At 40.2% G+C, this 17,274-nt stretch carries 14 protein-coding genes; 5 read left to right on the top strand and 9 right to left on the bottom strand.

Going from position 1 to position 17,274, the window contains the following annotated elements; all coding sequences use genetic code 11:
* Positions 1-12: 12 nt before the first annotated feature.
* Positions 13-594, bottom strand: a complete 582-nt coding sequence (locus tag G7092_RS06395; RefSeq protein ID WP_166087343.1) for a PhnA domain-containing protein — start codon at positions 592-594, stop codon at positions 13-15.
* A 160-nt stretch (positions 595-754) separates the two neighbouring features.
* Here G7092_RS06395 and G7092_RS06390 point away from each other — a divergent pair, with 160 nt between their 5' ends.
* The 4 genes from G7092_RS06390 (at position 755) to G7092_RS06375 (ending at position 4,081) form a co-directional block, all read left to right on the top strand.
* Positions 755-1,549, top strand: a complete 795-nt coding sequence (locus G7092_RS06390) for a helix-turn-helix domain-containing protein (RefSeq protein WP_166087341.1) — start codon at positions 755-757, stop codon at positions 1,547-1,549.
* A 114-nt stretch (positions 1,550-1,663) separates the two neighbouring features.
* The gene (locus tag G7092_RS06385; RefSeq protein WP_166087339.1) at positions 1,664-2,173 is read left to right on the top strand and encodes a dihydrofolate reductase family protein; all 510 of its coding nucleotides are present in this window, start codon (positions 1,664-1,666) and stop codon (positions 2,171-2,173) included.
* Between the two features lie 300 nt (positions 2,174-2,473).
* Positions 2,474-3,415, top strand: a complete 942-nt coding sequence (locus G7092_RS06380; RefSeq protein ID WP_166087337.1) for an NADP-dependent oxidoreductase — start codon at positions 2,474-2,476, stop codon at positions 3,413-3,415.
* 12 nt (positions 3,416-3,427) lie between these two features.
* On the top strand, positions 3,428-4,081 hold the full coding sequence (locus G7092_RS06375) for an NAD(P)H-binding protein (protein ID WP_166087335.1): 654 nt from the start codon (positions 3,428-3,430) through the stop codon (positions 4,079-4,081).
* 180 nt (positions 4,082-4,261) lie between these two features.
* Here G7092_RS06375 and G7092_RS06370 read toward each other — a convergent pair whose 3' ends face one another.
* From G7092_RS06370 to G7092_RS06340, 7 genes are all read right to left on the bottom strand, one after another.
* Positions 4,262-4,627, bottom strand: coding sequence for a hypothetical protein (locus G7092_RS06370; protein ID WP_166087333.1), 366 nt, complete (start codon positions 4,625-4,627; stop codon positions 4,262-4,264).
* A gap of 107 nt (positions 4,628-4,734) precedes the next feature.
* Positions 4,735-5,895 carry a TlpA disulfide reductase family protein gene (locus G7092_RS06365; protein ID WP_166087331.1) on the bottom strand — a complete coding sequence of 387 codons (1,161 nt, stop codon included), beginning with the start codon at positions 5,893-5,895 and terminating at the stop codon, positions 4,735-4,737.
* 28 nt (positions 5,896-5,923) lie between these two features.
* Positions 5,924-8,431, bottom strand: coding sequence for a zinc-dependent metalloprotease (locus G7092_RS06360; protein ID WP_166087329.1), 2,508 nt, complete (start codon positions 8,429-8,431; stop codon positions 5,924-5,926).
* Between the two features lie 204 nt (positions 8,432-8,635).
* The gene (locus tag G7092_RS06355) at positions 8,636-10,009 is read right to left on the bottom strand and encodes a RagB/SusD family nutrient uptake outer membrane protein (protein ID WP_166087326.1); all 1,374 of its coding nucleotides are present in this window, start codon (positions 10,007-10,009) and stop codon (positions 8,636-8,638) included.
* 21 nt (positions 10,010-10,030) lie between these two features.
* Positions 10,031-13,222 carry a SusC/RagA family TonB-linked outer membrane protein gene (locus G7092_RS06350; protein WP_166087324.1) on the bottom strand — a complete coding sequence of 1,064 codons (3,192 nt, stop codon included), beginning with the start codon at positions 13,220-13,222 and terminating at the stop codon, positions 10,031-10,033.
* Positions 13,223-13,408: 186 nt separating this feature from the next.
* Entirely contained in the window at positions 13,409-14,479 is a 1,071-nt protein-coding gene (locus G7092_RS06345; protein WP_166087322.1) for a FecR family protein, read from the bottom strand.
* Between the two features lie 94 nt (positions 14,480-14,573).
* Positions 14,574-15,125, bottom strand: coding sequence for an RNA polymerase sigma factor (locus G7092_RS06340; RefSeq protein WP_166087320.1), 552 nt, complete (start codon positions 15,123-15,125; stop codon positions 14,574-14,576).
* A gap of 318 nt (positions 15,126-15,443) precedes the next feature.
* Between G7092_RS06340 and G7092_RS06335 the strand changes: the two genes are divergently transcribed.
* Positions 15,444-16,745, top strand: coding sequence for an NRAMP family divalent metal transporter (locus G7092_RS06335; protein WP_166087318.1), 1,302 nt, complete (start codon positions 15,444-15,446; stop codon positions 16,743-16,745).
* Between the two features lie 16 nt (positions 16,746-16,761).
* On the opposite strand, the gene G7092_RS06330 is transcribed toward G7092_RS06335, so the two are convergent.
* Complete coding sequence (locus G7092_RS06330) at positions 16,762-17,118, bottom strand: RNA recognition motif domain-containing protein (protein ID WP_166087316.1); 357 nt, start codon at positions 17,116-17,118, stop codon at positions 16,762-16,764.
* Positions 17,119-17,274 lie beyond the last annotated feature (156 nt).

Genomic DNA, 17,274 nt, shown 5'->3' with positions numbered 1-17,274 from the left:
ATAGGAAATGTTTTAGTGCTGTTTCCTTACAAATTTGGTAAGGATAATGATCGTCTGTCCTTCGACCTTACCTTCTATCTGCCCGCTATTATCTTCTACAAGTTTTATATTCTTTACTACCGTGCCCATTTTGGCATTAAGCGAGCTCCCCTTCACATCAAGCGATTTAATGAGCACCACGCTATCGCCAACCTGTAATACCTGTCCGTTACAATCTTTATGCAGGTCCACACTGCTATCGTTCTCGTGATCACCGGTAACTTTAGCCCAGGCCAGTTGCTCATCGTTCAGATACATCATATCCAGGCTGTCTGCGGCCCAGCTTTCCTGCCGCAGGCGGTTGAGCATCCGCCAGCTCATTACCTGAACAGCGGGAACCTCGCTCCACATACTGCTGGTGAGGCAATTCCAATGGTTATTGTCCAAGGCTTCCTTTTTCTCTGCCTGGGCGAGGCACTTTCCACAGAGCAGGATGCTATTATCAGCGTTACTGCTGTCTTGCGGTGGTACTTCATATACAGAAAGATCCGTAGTGGACAGACATAGTTCGCATTGATTATTGCTTCGCTCACGTAATTGCTCTTCTAAATTCATTGTTATACTGCTATTAAAAATGGACGCAAAAATAATTGTTCTGTTTTTAGCCATATATGAGTGCGTATCGGCCACGAGTTGCTGTCTGATTTCGAAGAATCGCAGGAATTGGTGTCACCCCAGGTATTACTATCTTTGCCTTTACCAAAAAAAGTAGGAGATGGATAAAGAAAATGATTTTATCTTTAGTTTAGAATCACCAGGGAAAGTTGAGCTAAGTTCACTTATTCTTTCATACGGCCATTTCTATGACCAGTCGGGCCATCATCGGCAAAAGCAAATATTTCCCTCCAATAACGTTTCATTAATTTTTAATTTTAAGGCAGCGAAAATTAACGGACAAGTTTGTCCGGACATTATGCTATTGGGTTTACACGAAAGTGTTTACCTGATGACACCGGCACAGCGGGAAATTGAAACCGTTATCATTCAGTTTTCTTCATTCGGCTTTGCCCGCTTTAGTGATACTCCCGTTTCAGAAACAACAGAGACCTTTGTGAATGCAGAGAGAGTCTTTGGAGATTCAATCAGACATCTTTTTAATCAAATGAGATCTGCAAGTGATTTTGAGACAAGAAATCAACTTTTAGATAGTTTTTTTTGCCGCGAGATAAGAAACGAGAATCATTATTTTCGATATGTATCCAAACTGGCAGGAATACTTCAAAAGTATCCTGGTCCAACTGTAGCCTATCGAAATGATTTTGGTTTGTACCCGTTAAGTTCGCGACATATGGCCCGGGTTTTCAAGGATCAAATTGGCGTGAATGCACAAACTTTCAGGCGGTTATCCCGGTTTGTGGTTGCCAGGAACTTACTGTACCAGCCAAAGCCTTATTCCCTTGCAGCGATTGGTTATGCATCAGGATATTATGACCCGGCCCATTTCTCCCGCGAGTTTAAAAAACTATCAGGACACAATGCTAAAAACTCAGGCCCAATTTGCCAGCTTTAACATCGTGTTATTTTGACTTGATCTTTTTATTTTCTTCCCGCCAAAGCAATTTGTCCACCCTGTACAATTTTATGCCTTTCAAGCGAAATATATTTGCGGGAAAAAATCATTAAGATGGAATTTATCATTTATGCGTCGCTCACAGCGAACGGCCGAGTTATACTGGCACAACAAGAAAACTACCAAACGCCGGTTGAAATATTGAAAGATTGTATGGAACTGGCCTGGGGTACAGGCAATATGGTCATAGGTAGCAATACATTTAATCTTTTTATGAGCATTCCAGGAGCAGGTGAAGGCCTGAAGGGCCTAGAGCTTATTGTTCTTTCCAAAAGGACAGATAGCTTTGAGGGCGTAACTTTTCTCCCGGATGCTGAATCAATAATTGAATATCTGGGTAAAAAGGGACAAAACAAAATCCTGATCCTGGGAGGTGTACAAACCTATCATTCCTTTATTAACAAAGGATATGTTAACGAGCTTTACCTGAATTATAACCCGATATTAACCAGTACAGGGGAAGAGCTTCTTGATTTAACTGATCATGATTTGGATCTCGAACTTTTGGGAACTAAAGTTATTACCAGCGATATATTTCAGTTGCATTGGCTTGTTAAAAAATAATAAGCAAGGGGGGAATTGGTTCGCTCCCCCTCTTGCTTATTATTCGCTGGATGATCATTCTAAGGAAGACTGGAAAAAAGATCTTCCAGAACGGAGATAATATGATGAATATTTAATCTTTGATATTTGTATTTCTTGCAGTAGTTCTTATACTTTTTTGGGGTAGTTTATATCTCATCTTTGTAGAATAATTTAAATACAAAGAGTTATAGACAGTTTGAAAATTGAAGCAGGACTTACATAGATTCTGCAAGAAGCTTGGAAAAGTATTCGTAGAACTATTCAAAAATAAAGATAAAAATGAAAGCAATTATTTTAGATCAGCCCGGAGGAGCAGAGAACCTTAAGCTAGCAACGCTTAATCTTCCTGTTATCAAAAATAACGAAGTGCTGATACAGGTAAAAGCCATTAGTATTAATCCAATCGACATAAAAACAAGGAAAGGCCAAGGGTTGTATGAAAAACTCAAAACCGAAGTACCTTTAATTCTTGGTTGGGATATTTCTGGCATTATAACACAAGTAGGGGCTGAGGTTAACGACTTTAAAGTAGGAGAGGCGGTTTTTGGTATGATAAACTTTCCTGGGCATGGCAAGGCCTATGCCGAATATGTAGCGGTTCCAGCCGAACAATTGGCTATCAAACCAGCCAATATTTCTCATGCTGAAGCTGCCGCAACTACCTTAGCGGCACTTACAGCTTACCAATCCCTCATACAACATGGTAAAATAACGCGGGGACAACGTGTATTAATACATGCGGCATCAGGAGGAGTGGGGCACTTTGCCGTACAAATTGCCAGGAGCTTAGGAGCATACGTCATTGGAACAGCCTCAGCGGCAAACCGTGATTTTGTCTTGAGCCTGGGTGCGAACGAACATGTCGATTATAAGGCTGTACGTTTTGAAGAAACCTTATCCGATATAGATTTAGTATTGGATACAGTTGGTGGCGCAAATACCGAACTCTCCCTGCAAGTAACAAAAAAAGGAGGCACGGTAATAAGTATTATTACAGGTTCAAGTGCTTTGATCGCTGAAAAGGCCAAAGAAAAAGGCATACACTGTTATAATACGGCCGTTAAATCCAGCGGTGACGACATGAGAGTGTTAGCTAAACTTTTGTCCAATGGAGCCTTAAAACCACATATAGCCCAGTCGTTCGAACTCGATGAAATTAGTAGGGCCCATCAGCAAATTGAAACAGGCCGAACTGTTGGGAAAATAGTCGTGACCCTGTAATCTTCGAAAAAAATGAAAAAAGCAATTCTTTATGGAGCAAGCGGACTGGTTGGATTCAATATCCTGCAGGAACTTTTGTGGAGTAATGACTATGACGAAGTAATTGCCGTAGTAAGGACGGAACTACCTATAAAGCATTATAAGTTGAAAGTTTTAACCGGCGATTTTGGATCATTTGTTGGTTTGGTAGACGGGATTAAGGTCGATGAAGTTTACATTGCTCTTGGAACAACCCGAAAAAAGACGCCTGATAACGCATCATATTATCAGGTTGATCACGATTATCCGGTGTTGGCTGCAAAAATAGCCAAAGAAAATGGAGCCAGCTCTGTTTTCTTTGTTTCGTCAATTGGAGCAAATGTCGCATCTTCTTTCTTTTATCCGAAAACCAAAGGTCAGGCTGAACAGGATATCATTCTTCAAAATTTTGAACATACCCACATCTTTCGACCTTCGACGATTATCGGAAACAGAACTAAAGCCCGGCCGGTAGAAAGAGTATTAGGAAGAATATGGGAGTTTATCAGCCCTGTTCTTACGGGAAAAATGAATAAGTATAGGAGTATCGAGGCAAAACAAATCGCGACAGCGATGATAAATGCTGCAAAAAATCCGTCCGAGAAGTCAAAAATTTACCACTGGCACGAAATGATACAACTTGTTTAGGGATTTTAAAAGCGTACCTCTCCTCAGGAGGTACCACTTTTATCTAATTAACTATTAACTGTTCTTTTAATAACTACTTAAAAAAACATATAAAGAACGGAGGTATATCTTTTTTAATTTATTAGAAGATCTTATATACAGGTCATCATTTATTAAGATTCAGGCCGTAGTTTTTTTCGATTAATCTCCTGAATTATACCTGACAGTTTTAATAACTATACCTTCAAACGCTAACCCGTAAACTATGTGATCCAAATCTTTACAGTTGTGCACTGTTAACTGAACTTCAGCTAATGATGGTTGATTGGGCAGTGTCCACTGTATTTTCGGATTAATTCCATTAGAGCAAAGGAGGCGCATCGCATTAATGATTTTGTCCTGATCATTAATGAGTGAATAAAATACAATTGTTGCCTGTGAAGAGGCATTTAGTTCTGCTGCGTTCTGTTTAACATGATGAAATAAGCTGCACGAATTGAGCAGGACACCGGATAAAAGACAAAGACATAGCCTGACTTTTGTTAAAAAGCCTGTTGATTTCTTCACGATTTAACTTAATTTATTGGAATATTGAATTGAATATGATTTAATTTCGATTTATTATTAGATCTAAAAAGTAAGAGGCTGCTCCATCTATTTAGGGTAACTACTATCTATCTCAACAGTTCAGCGAGCTTTTCTTTTAATGCATCTCCCTTTAAGTTACGTGCGATGATCTTACCTGATGGATCAACCAGGACATTTTGTGGAACGGATACAATTTTATACTGCAAAGCGACTGCGTTTTTCCAGTATTTCAGATCGCATACATGATACCAGGGCAATCCGTCATCTTTTATCGCTTTCAACCAATTTGCCCTATTAAAATCCAGAGAAACGGCGAGGATCTCAAAGTTTTTATCCTTAAATTCACTATAGGCTTCTTTTATTACTACATTTTCAACCCTGCAAGGGCCGCACCAGCTTGCCCAGAAATCCACCAATATATATTTACCCCTAAAGGATGATAAGGAAATAATCTTCCCTAAACTATCTGTTTGCGAAAATTCAGGGGCCATCGTACCAACAGCTAATGAATTGGCTTCCTCAATCTGTTTAGAGAATATTTTCCCCTGCGGAGAATTGCGCAATCCGGGCTCCAATCCATCAAAAGCAGGTTTAATATCTTTATAGTCAATAAATTGACCAGAATACTCCTCCAATAGATTTAAACTCAGCTGTTGGGCAGGGTGCGTTAGAACGTATTCCTTTGTCTTTTTCCTTTTGTCCTCGGTAACTAACCTGAACCGTTCAAGTAATTGCATTTTGACGGTTTCCGCAGGTTTTGAAGTATCTTTCGCCGTCGTGGCAATTTTCCATCTTAAGGTATCCAGTTGTTGGTCATAGGAATGTACATACTTCAAATACCCTTCATAATCCTGTTCCGTTTTTGATCCGCTGATTTTACGCTCGGCTAAACTATGATCACTTGTGAGGATAATAGAAGCATTCGGTTCTATATAAACATTCGTAATGTCTTTATTATTAGAGATCCGATTAGTCGGCTTACCGGTCCGGCTTACATATAACAGCGCATTAACAGGGTGCAACGTGTACTGTTTAAACTCAAACCTTCCATTTTCTACAATAGCAGAATCTGTAAGGCCGACCTTGTCATCGGTAGTGTACCCGATGTAAACCTTCGCCGGCGCCTGTAAATCTGCGACCATCCCTTTAATGGTATAGTTCTTTTGTTGTGCATGGGCACTAAATGGTATTATTGCACCTCCCCAAATGGAGAGAATGAATAACATCGTATGCTTATTAAAATTCATTTGAAAAGTGTTTTTATTAGCTGTTAAATTATTTGTCACTTAAAACTCTCGTTATCCTTACTGACACATCTTCAAGATGATACTTTGATAGCGTATCGCTGGTTTGAGGAATAGCCATATCAATTTTTTTCTTCAATGCCGATAGCAAGTGGCGTATGATAGATTGCACATCTCTGTTGTTAGCAGGCGGCTCGGAAATATAGGGTACCCCAGCTGGCCTGCTGCTGTTGTCAATAGGTTTAATTACGAGACGCAACTTATCGATATACAGCTTTTGTAAATTCCTCCTGTAAATGGAAATGGCTTTATGAGTTCCCAATTCGGTCCATATACCATTTGTCAGATCATTAAGGTATTCCGACAGACCATAGGGATCAGATGATCTTTGAGCGCATTCTGTCACATTGAGCAATAATGCAGCAGAAAAACACGAGCTCAATGCATCTTCCTGTAGGCTTAAAATCCTCTCTATTGGCCTTACACCAAGTTTATTGATCACATTTTCTGGTATCAACCATTCTGGCGTCACAAATACTTGCTTGATCAAATAATCCGTGGCTCCCTTTTGTTTGGCTCTTTCAACGGGTACAAATAAATTCCCTGATTCTGTAGATGCTTTATTTGTAAAATATATCCCCGCTATATTTCGCATGACGTGGTACATATAGCGCTCATACTGAGCAACCAATTGGTTGTACATTTCATTAAAGTTATAATAGGTATCGCCATCTTCCCTAGTCCAGTCTTCTAATCCTGCAATAACCCTTTTAAGGTTTTTGATCCCATAATTACTTGCCGTTATAGCATTATCGCCCAGGTCCTCACTCTGGCTCCTCGGATCTTCATAACTCCCTTCTCCGCCAAACCAAAGTTTAGGATTCGCTGCCAACCGCTTAGTTGTAGCCGCAAAAAGAAGTTTTTGCTCCTCCACGTCATCTTTCGCATTTACATATTTGTACCCCCACTCAATTGCCCATTTATCATACTCCCCAATCCGCGGATAAATCCCTTTGGGTCCGATGCTGTCTTCTGGCTGCGCAACATAATTAAAACGGGCATAGTCCATGATAGAAATGGTATGACCATTTGCTTCCACCCAAGCCTTATCCCGTAGTTTTTCAACTGGTGTTTGACTGCTGCTGCCCATATTATGACGAAGCCCAAGGGTATGCCCAATTTCATGAGAAGATACAAACCGAATTAAATCTCCCATCAATTCGTCGTCAAACTCCATCTTTCTGGCTCGCTTGTCGATGGCTCCGGCTTGTATCATATACCAGTTATGCACCAATTTCATAACGTTATGGTACCACCCTACATGACTTTCCAGTATTTCCCCACTTCTTGGGTCGTGCACATTCGGCCCGTAGGCATTGCTCACGGGAGAGGCGAGATACCGGATCACAGAGTACCGGGCATCTTCCATACTCATGGTTGTATCATTTTCCGGCCATTCTTTCGCAATTATGGCATTCTTGAAACCAGCCTGCTCAAAAGCTTTTTGCCAATCATTTACACCTGCTATTAAGTATTTTCTCCATTTTTTTGGAGTGGCCGGATCGATATAATAAACGATTTGTTTCTTTGGTTCTACCAACTCTCCGCGTTTAAATTTCTCGACATCCTCATCCTTGGGTTCTAGTCGCCATCTCACAGCAAAAGAAACCGGTTTCACGCTTTGCTCATTATCCTGAAAGCCAGTAAACTGGCCCGCAAAATAGCCTACCCGCTCGTCAAAACGACGCCGCTCCATAGGAATAGCAGGCAGCAGCAAAAAAGAAGTATTTAACTCTAAAGTTATAAAACCGGTTTCTACTCCTGCTGGTATCGGCCGGTTATATGGATCACCAAAACCTGTTGTCGGGGTAACAGCAAACGTTTTTACCGTATGTACCTCGGTATTAATTGGGAACGTGTTAATTTGCGAAATGTATGATTTATCCGCTGCCAGGCTTGTAATTTTTGCCTGTTGTTTCTGATAAGGGGGCATTGACACAATTTGATTGTCTGCTTTAAAAAAATCAGTTACATCTATAACTACACCTTGCTTATCTTTTGAAAATGCCTTTACGTCAAAACTTGCGACGATAGGGTCCAGACTGGATACCTCTACCGCTTTGAAGATAGCCTGGGTGGAATCCTTACTTTGACTCACCAAGATCGATGCTCTTAAAAAAACCTTATTATCCGGCCCCTTTTGCCAGTATACCGTTTGTTGGTTAGCAAGCTCGCCGCCATAGAAGTTTGCCGCTCCAGGGGTTTTGGAATATCGGGTTACGGCCAGTATCTGACGGTTCATGATCATATCCGGCAATTCAAAATAAAATTTGTCATCTACCTGATGTACAGTAAATAGCCCTGCTTTACTTTTAGCCTTTTCGGTAATAACTTCTGCATATGGTTTTATGGCTGACTTAACTTCCTGCTTTTTAACCGTATCCGCACCTGCTTTATTTTTTGAAGCTTTGTTCTGCGCGCTCACAAGGAATGGCAATCCCAGCAAAAGTGCTACGAGCACTTTAAATTTAGTATTCATAATATGTTTGTATTTGTGTAAGTACTGTCAGGCAACCCGGGCTATAATACCTGGGTTTACTTGACAGAAAGGAACGAAATAGTCTGCCAGGGCAATTACCCATGCAGCTTCAAGGTGGTTTGGTACCGGCTTCTGCAAACCGGTACCAAGTACCTTCCTCTCAACAATTCATCATTGATTTGCGTAGCAAACCACTCACCCCGTTCAATATCCCGGGTTTTGAGGGCCAAGATTTGGATTATTGCCAATCTCTGTTGCCGGTATGGGAAGTAACTGATCTGAACTTTTCCAACTGCTGCCTTTAAACGCGCTTAATACGATGTTTGCCTGGCCAGTGCGTATTAGGTCGAGCCATCGATCGCCTTCAAAACAAAGTTCCACGAATCTTTCCTGCATAACCGCACTCATCAAATTTGCCTGAGTTGTTGCTGTCGTATTAGCCAGTCCAGCCCTGTTTCGTATGGTGTTGATATCCTGAGCTGCGCCAGAAAGGTTGTTCTGGTTAAGTCTTGCTTCAGCCCTTATCAAATACATCTCCGAAAGTCGCAGGATTTTGGGCTGATCAGCTAAGTTAGTCTGATCGTGCCATTTATACATGATATAGAATGACGGGTCAGCCGGTATAGGTTCTAAATAGACATCTTTTCTTTTATCACCGGTTTCAAACGCATTGACAAGTTTAGTGCTTGGAACAACCGGTGGTGCGTAGGGTCCGAATGGAACAAGATTATAAGCTGTATAATTTTGGTTTTTTTGGGAAAAAGCTATTTCCCAAATGCTTTCCACCGAATTTGAAACTAAGGCATTGTTCAAATCACCCGGTAAAGAAAACGTGGAATTATTTATCAGCAAAGTTGCATTAGCTTCCGCCTTCGCCCAATCTCCTCTGTACAAATATTCACGGGCAAGCAAAGCCTGCGCCGTTTGTTTGCACGCCCTTGTCCGATTATTATTGTAAGCCGAATACCCATCAGGTAACAAGGTTGCTGCTGCTTCTAACTCGGAGATAATGAATTTGTTTATAGTCGCTGTGTCGCTTCTGGCTAATGAATTATTAGTTTTATAATCAGAAGTAGTAGCCAATGGTACCTTTCCAAAATATTGAGTCAATATGAAATAGGAGTAAGCCCTCAGAAACCTGGCTTCTCCAAGCCATTGATTTTTATTAGTGGCATTTATACCAGTATTCCCGCTAACATTCTCCAATAAAAGATTGGCCTGATATATTGTAGCATAACAGTTTGACCAGAAACCACTGATCAAATAGTTATCAGAGGTAATGTTGCTGTTTCCAAATTGAAGATATTGCACCGTCGAAGTATTCCCAATACTGGCCTCGTCACTGAGTAATGGAAAAATTGAATTGTAACTCGAATTGTAAATAGTGCCTTGCTGTTGTAAAGTATAATAAATACCATTTACAGAAGCAGCGATGTTAGCTTCAGTAGAATAGGCCACGGAAGTAGGTATTGAACCGACCGGTTTAACCTCGACCATTTTTTTACAGGAATTGGTTAGCCCGATAATTATTAGGCCAACCATCCAAATGCCCTTATGATATATTTTTTTTGATGACATAATCTGAATTTTGAGTTGGGTTTATAATGTTGCGTTAATACCAATGGTGTAAATTTTTGTCATTGGCACAAGATTACTGTAGCCTTCAGGGTCATCCCCTTTAAAGCCGGTAATGGTAAACAAATTATACCCGGTGGTATAAAGTCTGAGATTGGTAATATGAACCGCTTTTAAGGCTCCGAAATTGTATCCAAGGGTGATGTTTTTAACCCTGATATAGGATGCATTACTGTAGGCAAAGCTGCTGCTGCTTATCAGACTGTTAGTATTGTATGCTTCCGTACCTGGTGTAGCTGCTCTGGGTATATTGGTGATATCTCCGGGTTTTTGCCAAAGATTTAGAAAACTGACAGGTAGATTTAAGGATCCGCCGGGGGTATCATAAACATCGTATTGTTTAGTGGTTCCACTAACAAACTGCGTTAAAAAACTGAAATCAAATTTCTTATAACTGATGGTATTGTTCCAGCCACCATAAAAATCAGGGATAGTTTTACCTAACACCTGTTCGTCTGGTGTGTACATGGCAATGGAGCCATTATGGTCAACGTCCTGAAATATCGCCAAGCCGTTAGCCGGATTTACACCCTGGTACTTCAGCCCCCAAACCAGGCCTATGGGTTGGCCAACCTGGTAGTTATACCTGTTTCCAATGCCCGAGTTGCTGAGGTTAGGAAGACTTACTAATTTATTTTGAACCGTAGTTATGTTAAAGTTACTTGTCCATTTGAAATTCTTGCTACTAACAGGTATCACATTAAGCGTGAATTCGAAACCTTTATTGTTAATCAAGCCATCGAGGTTAGAGACAATTGAATTAAAGCCGGTAACATAAGAAAGCGATTGAGTAAACAGGTAGTTGGTTGTTTGATCGTGGTAATAGTCTATAGTAAGGCTGGCCCTGTTTTTAAGAATGTTTATATCAATTCCAATATCCAGCTTTTTTGTCTGTTCCCATTTCAAATTGGGGTTTGCCAGGTTTTGTACATAAAGTGTATTGTTCCCATCATAGGAATAAGAGGTGGAGGCGCTGTTGGCCTGATAACTAAAATCACCAATTTTATCGTTACCCGTTAAACCATAGCTCGCCCTGATTTTTCCATAGAAATTTTCACCCGCAATTTTCTTCATGAAGCTTTCGTCAGAAAATATCCAGCCACCTGATATGGCGTAAAATGTGCCGAATTTATTATCATCACCAAATCGGGAGGACCCATCCCGGCGAATTACACCCTCCAAAAGGTAACGGTCTTTATACTTATAATTAACTCTTCCGAATATGGATGTAAATTTATAGGGCGCTTCAACATAGTTTTGAAAGATAACCGTCCCTGAAGCCAATGTATTTAATGCGTCGATTGCGTTTGTATTGGTGGAGGTAATCAGTGAGGTATTGTAAGAGTTTGCTGTCAGGTAAGTTCCGCCTAACAATAATCTTAATGAATGATTGCCAAAGGTTTTATTATAGTTTAATTGAGGCTCGATGTTCAGCGTGTTGCCTCCACCATAACCATAATTACCGTTATTACCTGTAGTTGGGTACGAAAAGGCAGTCGTTGGTGTAAAAGATGTGGTTTTACTATCCACATGCTGATAATTCACATTTGTCAGCAGTGTCAAATCGCTCAGTATATTATAGTTGAAATAAAAATTACCCAACATTTGTCCGTTATTACTTTGATTATAAGCGGTTAATAACCTGTTCGGACTGGTATAAGAATTATATAATGTTAAGTTAGGACTGCCGTCGGCACTTTTAAGGGGAATCATTGGCAGTGCATAATAGATCGCTGCTGCTACTGCACCATTGTATAGGTTACTATTTTGATTGGTATAAGCAAATCCACCGCCGATTTTGAAACCTTTAAATAAGGTGGCATCCATATTTATTCTCGCATTTGCTCTTCTTGAATGCCAATCTCCTACGACGATCGCGTTTTCATCACGGTACCCGCCGCTGATATAATAATTGATATCTGAAGTCCCTCCGGAAATACCGACCTGGTAATCCTGTGTAAGTGCTGTATGATATAATGATTTTCCCCAGTTGGTATTTACTGTACTATCCATGAAAAGATCAGGAGCATTGTACTGGTTTGGCGTGATACCATCATTTTTAAACGCCTGCCCCCTGATATTCCGAAATTCAGCGGTGTTTAATACTTTAGCAATGTTAGTTGGCTGATTAAAATTGGTATAAGCGTTAAAGGTAACTTTGTTCCCTCCATTCGCGGATCCTCTTTTGGTGGTGATAATGATTACACCGTCTGATGCCCTCGCCCCATAGATGGCAGTGGAAGCGGCATCTTTAAGTATGTCTATCGACTCTACGTCCGAAGGTGGCACGGTTGTGATGTCGCCAGGCACACCATCAATCAGGATCAGAATATTTGAACCTATGGTTGGGTTTGTCGAGTTATTGATGTTGAGGGAATTTACACCCCGTACCATGGCCGTAGCCGGTGCTCCCGGCGTGCCAGACGTATTTTCGATGTTCAATCCGGGAGTCAAACCCTGAATGGCGGATAAAACATTATTTACCGGCTGCTTTTTTATATCTTCTGCAGTTAGGTGAATAGATGAACCTGTTTGAAATCTTTTAGTTTCTTTACCATAACCAACTACCCTCACTTCATCAAGCGAATTCGGTGAGGCTTTTAATATTACATTATAGGTGGTGTTACCTAATACATTTATTTTGGCCACATAGGTTTCATAACCAACAAAGGAAACTGTAAATGTGTAAGTACCGGCATCAATGTTGGGTATTTGAAGCAGGCCATTAGCATCGGTAACTACGGACTCAACCCTTGGCCCCTCAATTTTAATTGTCGCTCCCGGCATAGGCAGCCCTGTTTCATCGGTTATTTTAATAGAGAGTGAATAGCCGTTATTATTGGATTCGACCTTACGTTGATCTTTTTCCGTTAATACGATGATCTTGTTGTCCAGAATTTTATACTTGACCGGCAAATCCTTTAATAATTGATCAAGTACTTTGGACAAATCAGTGTTGTCTGCATGTATAGATACAATTTGTTTAAAAGGAACTACTTCGTTATTATAAATAATCCGATACGCCGATTTTTGTTCAATTTCCGTTAACGCTTTTTCCAGGGTAACCTGTTTTAGGTTAATAGAAATTTGAACTTGAGAGTATACCGCTGCGGTAGCATTTAACGAAATAATCACCAGGAGTAAGAGTAGTTTCATTTTAAGGAAGGCGCTTCGATATTTAATGAAAAATAAATCTTGGTTGAAGAGTCTTGGTTTCTTCATACATTTGTTTTGAATAGTTAATAAATAGTGCGTTAATTCTCTTTCGAAGGGGAACTGTGCCTGGTTAATTATTCTAACGGGGAATGCTTCCAACATTTCCCGTTTTTATTTACCAGACACCTATTGGCTGATCGTTATTTTTCTTCCATTCATTTTATAATTAAAGGGTTTCGAAATCTGTAAAATATTTAATATCTCTTCTAAATTTTCATCTTCAAATACTCCGGTATAATGATAATGCCTTACTACATTATCTTTGAAAGTGATCTCCACATCAAACCTTCGTTCCAGTTGAACTGCAATATCTTCGAATGTGATATTGTTCAAGCCTATTTTATTATATACCCAGGCAGTTTCAGAAATCACATGGTCGGCGTTCAGCGATTTTAGATTGTCCAATTTGATTTTGGGCTCTCCTTCATTGATCTTAGATATTTGGCCATTAGAAGTTTGATTCCTGCTCACCGTCAATTTCTCGTTTGGATGCAGCGTAAAATGTTCATTAGGCCTGTCATTAAAAGTAATATCAACTTTACCGCGAATGAGCGAGGTCTCAATATCAGGATCATTTGGATAGCTTTTGACGTTGAAAGCCGTACCCAAATCTGTAATATTGACTTTATCCGTGTGAATAATAAACGGATGCTGGGAATCATGTTTTACATCAAAAAAGGCCTCCCCTGAAAGCCAGACTTCTCTCGTTTTGCTATTAAAGTTATCCGCATACCAGATCTTACTGTCGGAGTTGACCCACACGGTAGTTCCATCAGGCAATTTGATATTAGTTTTCGAACCTTTTTTTGTTTGTATGAGGTTAGAAAGTTTCTTTTCAGGATTATTACCTGAAAAGGTATAGGCTACGATCGATCCAATTATCAATAAAGAAGCGGCTGCCCCAATTAGCGGCCTCATATATTTTATATAGAAAGGAAGCCGGATTACATTATTTTCAGCTTCAACTTCTTTTTTGGGAACAGCTAACTGCATCTTGAGCATGTGAAGCATATACGCTTGCTCGGCTTTAACTTGCTCACCTTCGGTTTGATTTGCTTTGTTATAGTTTAGGTCATGATAAAGTTTATTCCACTCGGGGTTTTCTTCAGTTAGCAGTTTTAATTTCTTTAATTCATCAGATGTTGCTTCGCCGGCAAGTTGTCTGGATAAAAGCTGAAAAAAAAGTTTTTCGGACATGGCAAGCATTGCTTATTTAATGTTAAGACAATATTAAATAACAAAACCACCGGTCAGAATGAAAATATTTTTAAGGGATGTATTTACAAAGGATCTAATGAAGATATTTCCGAAGAGACTCACTTATCTTTTTGATCGCGGAGGTCATATGGCCTTCTATGGTATTCACTGATATACCTAAGATCTCAGAAGTCTGTTTATAATTAAACCCATCTTCCCGGATCAAACGATAGACAAGACCGCATTTAGGGGGAAGTGATTTAATGGCATCATTTATCTTATCTACAAATTCGTCTTTTAAAAAACTGTCTTCAACCGAAGATGTACTGATATAGTTGTCTGGAAGATCGTCTAACGAAGAAAAAGTTACTTTTTTCTGTACTTTTAGTTCATTGAAAGCCGCATTACGGATTAGCGTATATAAATATTGTTTAAGGTTTTCGACTTTTGCGAGACTTTCTTCCATCAACCATATTTTTATCATCACTTCCGAATATAAGTCCTCGGCAGCTTCCTCAGATTGAATAATCGAAAAGCCAAATTTGATAAGCGGCTGGTGGAAATTTATAAACAATTGGCGATAAGCGGCTTCATCGCGATTAATCGCAACGGCATTTTGTAGTTTAATAATATCTGCCTGAACCAATTGTGCTAATGTAAAATGCTAAAGTTAGTCTATTAATAAATTATAGCAAATATTTTGTGACGAGTATCCTTATTTACTTATGTAGATAGGATAGGCATTTGTGGACGTATTGCCAAATTGGTTCTGCATCCAATAGAATGAGCATGATCAAAGTGTTTCAGAATGATATCTATGATATTTCAGAACGAGGTGGTCAATAACTATGGAATATCCGGATTAAATCAGAGAAAGGCTGAGTGACGACATAACATTATATGATCATTATCACTATTTGATAAGCGCTTATATTTTATCTTTATAGAAAAACAATCGAGTTGTATGAACCTAAAGCCGATTATCAAACGACCTAAAAACAAACTGATCCGGTTCCTCAGGGTCTTGGGCCCGGGCTTAACAACAGGGGCAGCCGATGACGATCCGTCTGGTATCGCTACCTATTCCCAAACGGGTGCCCAGTTCGGTTATGGGCAATTATGGACCGCCTTATATATGCTTCCATTTATGATCGCAGTTCAGGAAGCCTGTGCGCGGATTGGGATGGTAACCGGTAAGGGTATCGCCTCGGTCGTTAAACTGCATTATAATAAAACAGTGCTGTATGGGGTTGTAGCTTTAGTGCTTATCGCTAATGTGATCAATATTGGCGCCGATATTGGGGCTATGGCCTCGGCTGTACAACTGCTGGTGCCGGTCCCTTTCATAATGCTCACCTTATTCTTTACGATCATTATCCTTTTACTGGAGATATTTACCAATTATCGTACCTATTCCAGGATATTGAAATGGCTCGCCCTGGCCTTGTTGGCTTATCCCATAACGTTGTTTATTGTGCATCAGCCCTGGGTTACAGTTATGCGGGCGAGCTTTATACCTCATTTTGAGTTTACCTTTAGTTTTCTCTTTATTATCACAGGTGTTTTAGGTACTACTATATCTCCTTATATGTTTTTTTGGGAAGCATCCCAGGAGGTGGAAGAAGAAAAGGAACATAACAAGTTGGTAAATGAAATACCTGTGATCAGCAAGGCCGCCATCCGGAATATGCGTATTGACAATAGCTCAGGTATGTTGTTTTCTGAATTTGCCACCTGGAGTATTATTGTTGTTGGTGCAACAGTTTTACACCAGAGCGGTATCACGGATGTGAAAACGGCTGCAGACGCTGCAAAAGCCCTGGAACCGCTGGTGCACAGCTTTCCTCATGCTGGATTCCTGGCTAAACTGATTTTCTCTGTTGGGATCATCGGCTTGGGCTTGCTGGCGGTACCCGTTTTGTCAGGCTCAGCTGCTTATGCTGTTTGCGAGGCTTTTGCCTGGGAATCAGGATTAAATCTTAAATGGAACCGTGCCAAAGCTTTTTACCTGATAATTTGTGTGGCCACCCTCATTGGCTTACTGATCAATTTTATTGGGATCGACCCTGTGAAGGCCTTGGTTTACGCTGCCGTATTGAATGGCGTTGCCGCGGTTCCTCTTCTATTTTTAATAGTCAGGATTTCCAGTGATAAAATGATCATGGGTGATTATAAAAATGGCCGTTTATCCAATATACTGCTCTGGTTTACCTTTTTGGCCATGGGCGCGGCGGCAATCGCTATGTTTTACACGATATTTAAATAACGCGGTATTAAATAGCTCAAAATTGTTTTCTCGGGCGTTTCTTCTTTTGCACAATACCCGGCCTTTCCACCTTGATGTAACGAGTTGCCGGGGGTAATGATCTATTGTTGTCGCTGCCTGGATTTCCTTTTTCAACAAGGGTAATGTTTATCGTTAAATACCTATCGCCACTTGGCATCCCATTTAAGGCGCTGACAGCTCTTTCAGCATCTCCCAAATTTTCCATTTCCAGGAATGCGTATCCTTTACATTTCCGGGTAACCTTGTCCCGGACAATCTTAACTGTACTGACTGTGCCAAAAGGGCCGAAAAGCTGGACCAGCTCCAATTCCTTCATTTCCAACGGAAAACCGGATACAAATAGCTTAATCATAAATAATCTTAACACCTGATATGAATACAAAGTGAAGGTAGTAAATCATGTTGGAAAGGTTTTGACCAGGATCAGCAAAAAGAATGATGGCTGTCATGGACGTGGAATACTATAACGTGTTCCTTTGGGCAACAAATATTAATTAACTTTTAAATT

Source organism: Mucilaginibacter inviolabilis, from assembly GCF_011089895.1.
Taxonomy (GTDB): domain Bacteria; phylum Bacteroidota; class Bacteroidia; order Sphingobacteriales; family Sphingobacteriaceae; genus Mucilaginibacter; species Mucilaginibacter inviolabilis.
This window is presented reverse-complemented; position numbering and strand designations above follow the sequence as displayed.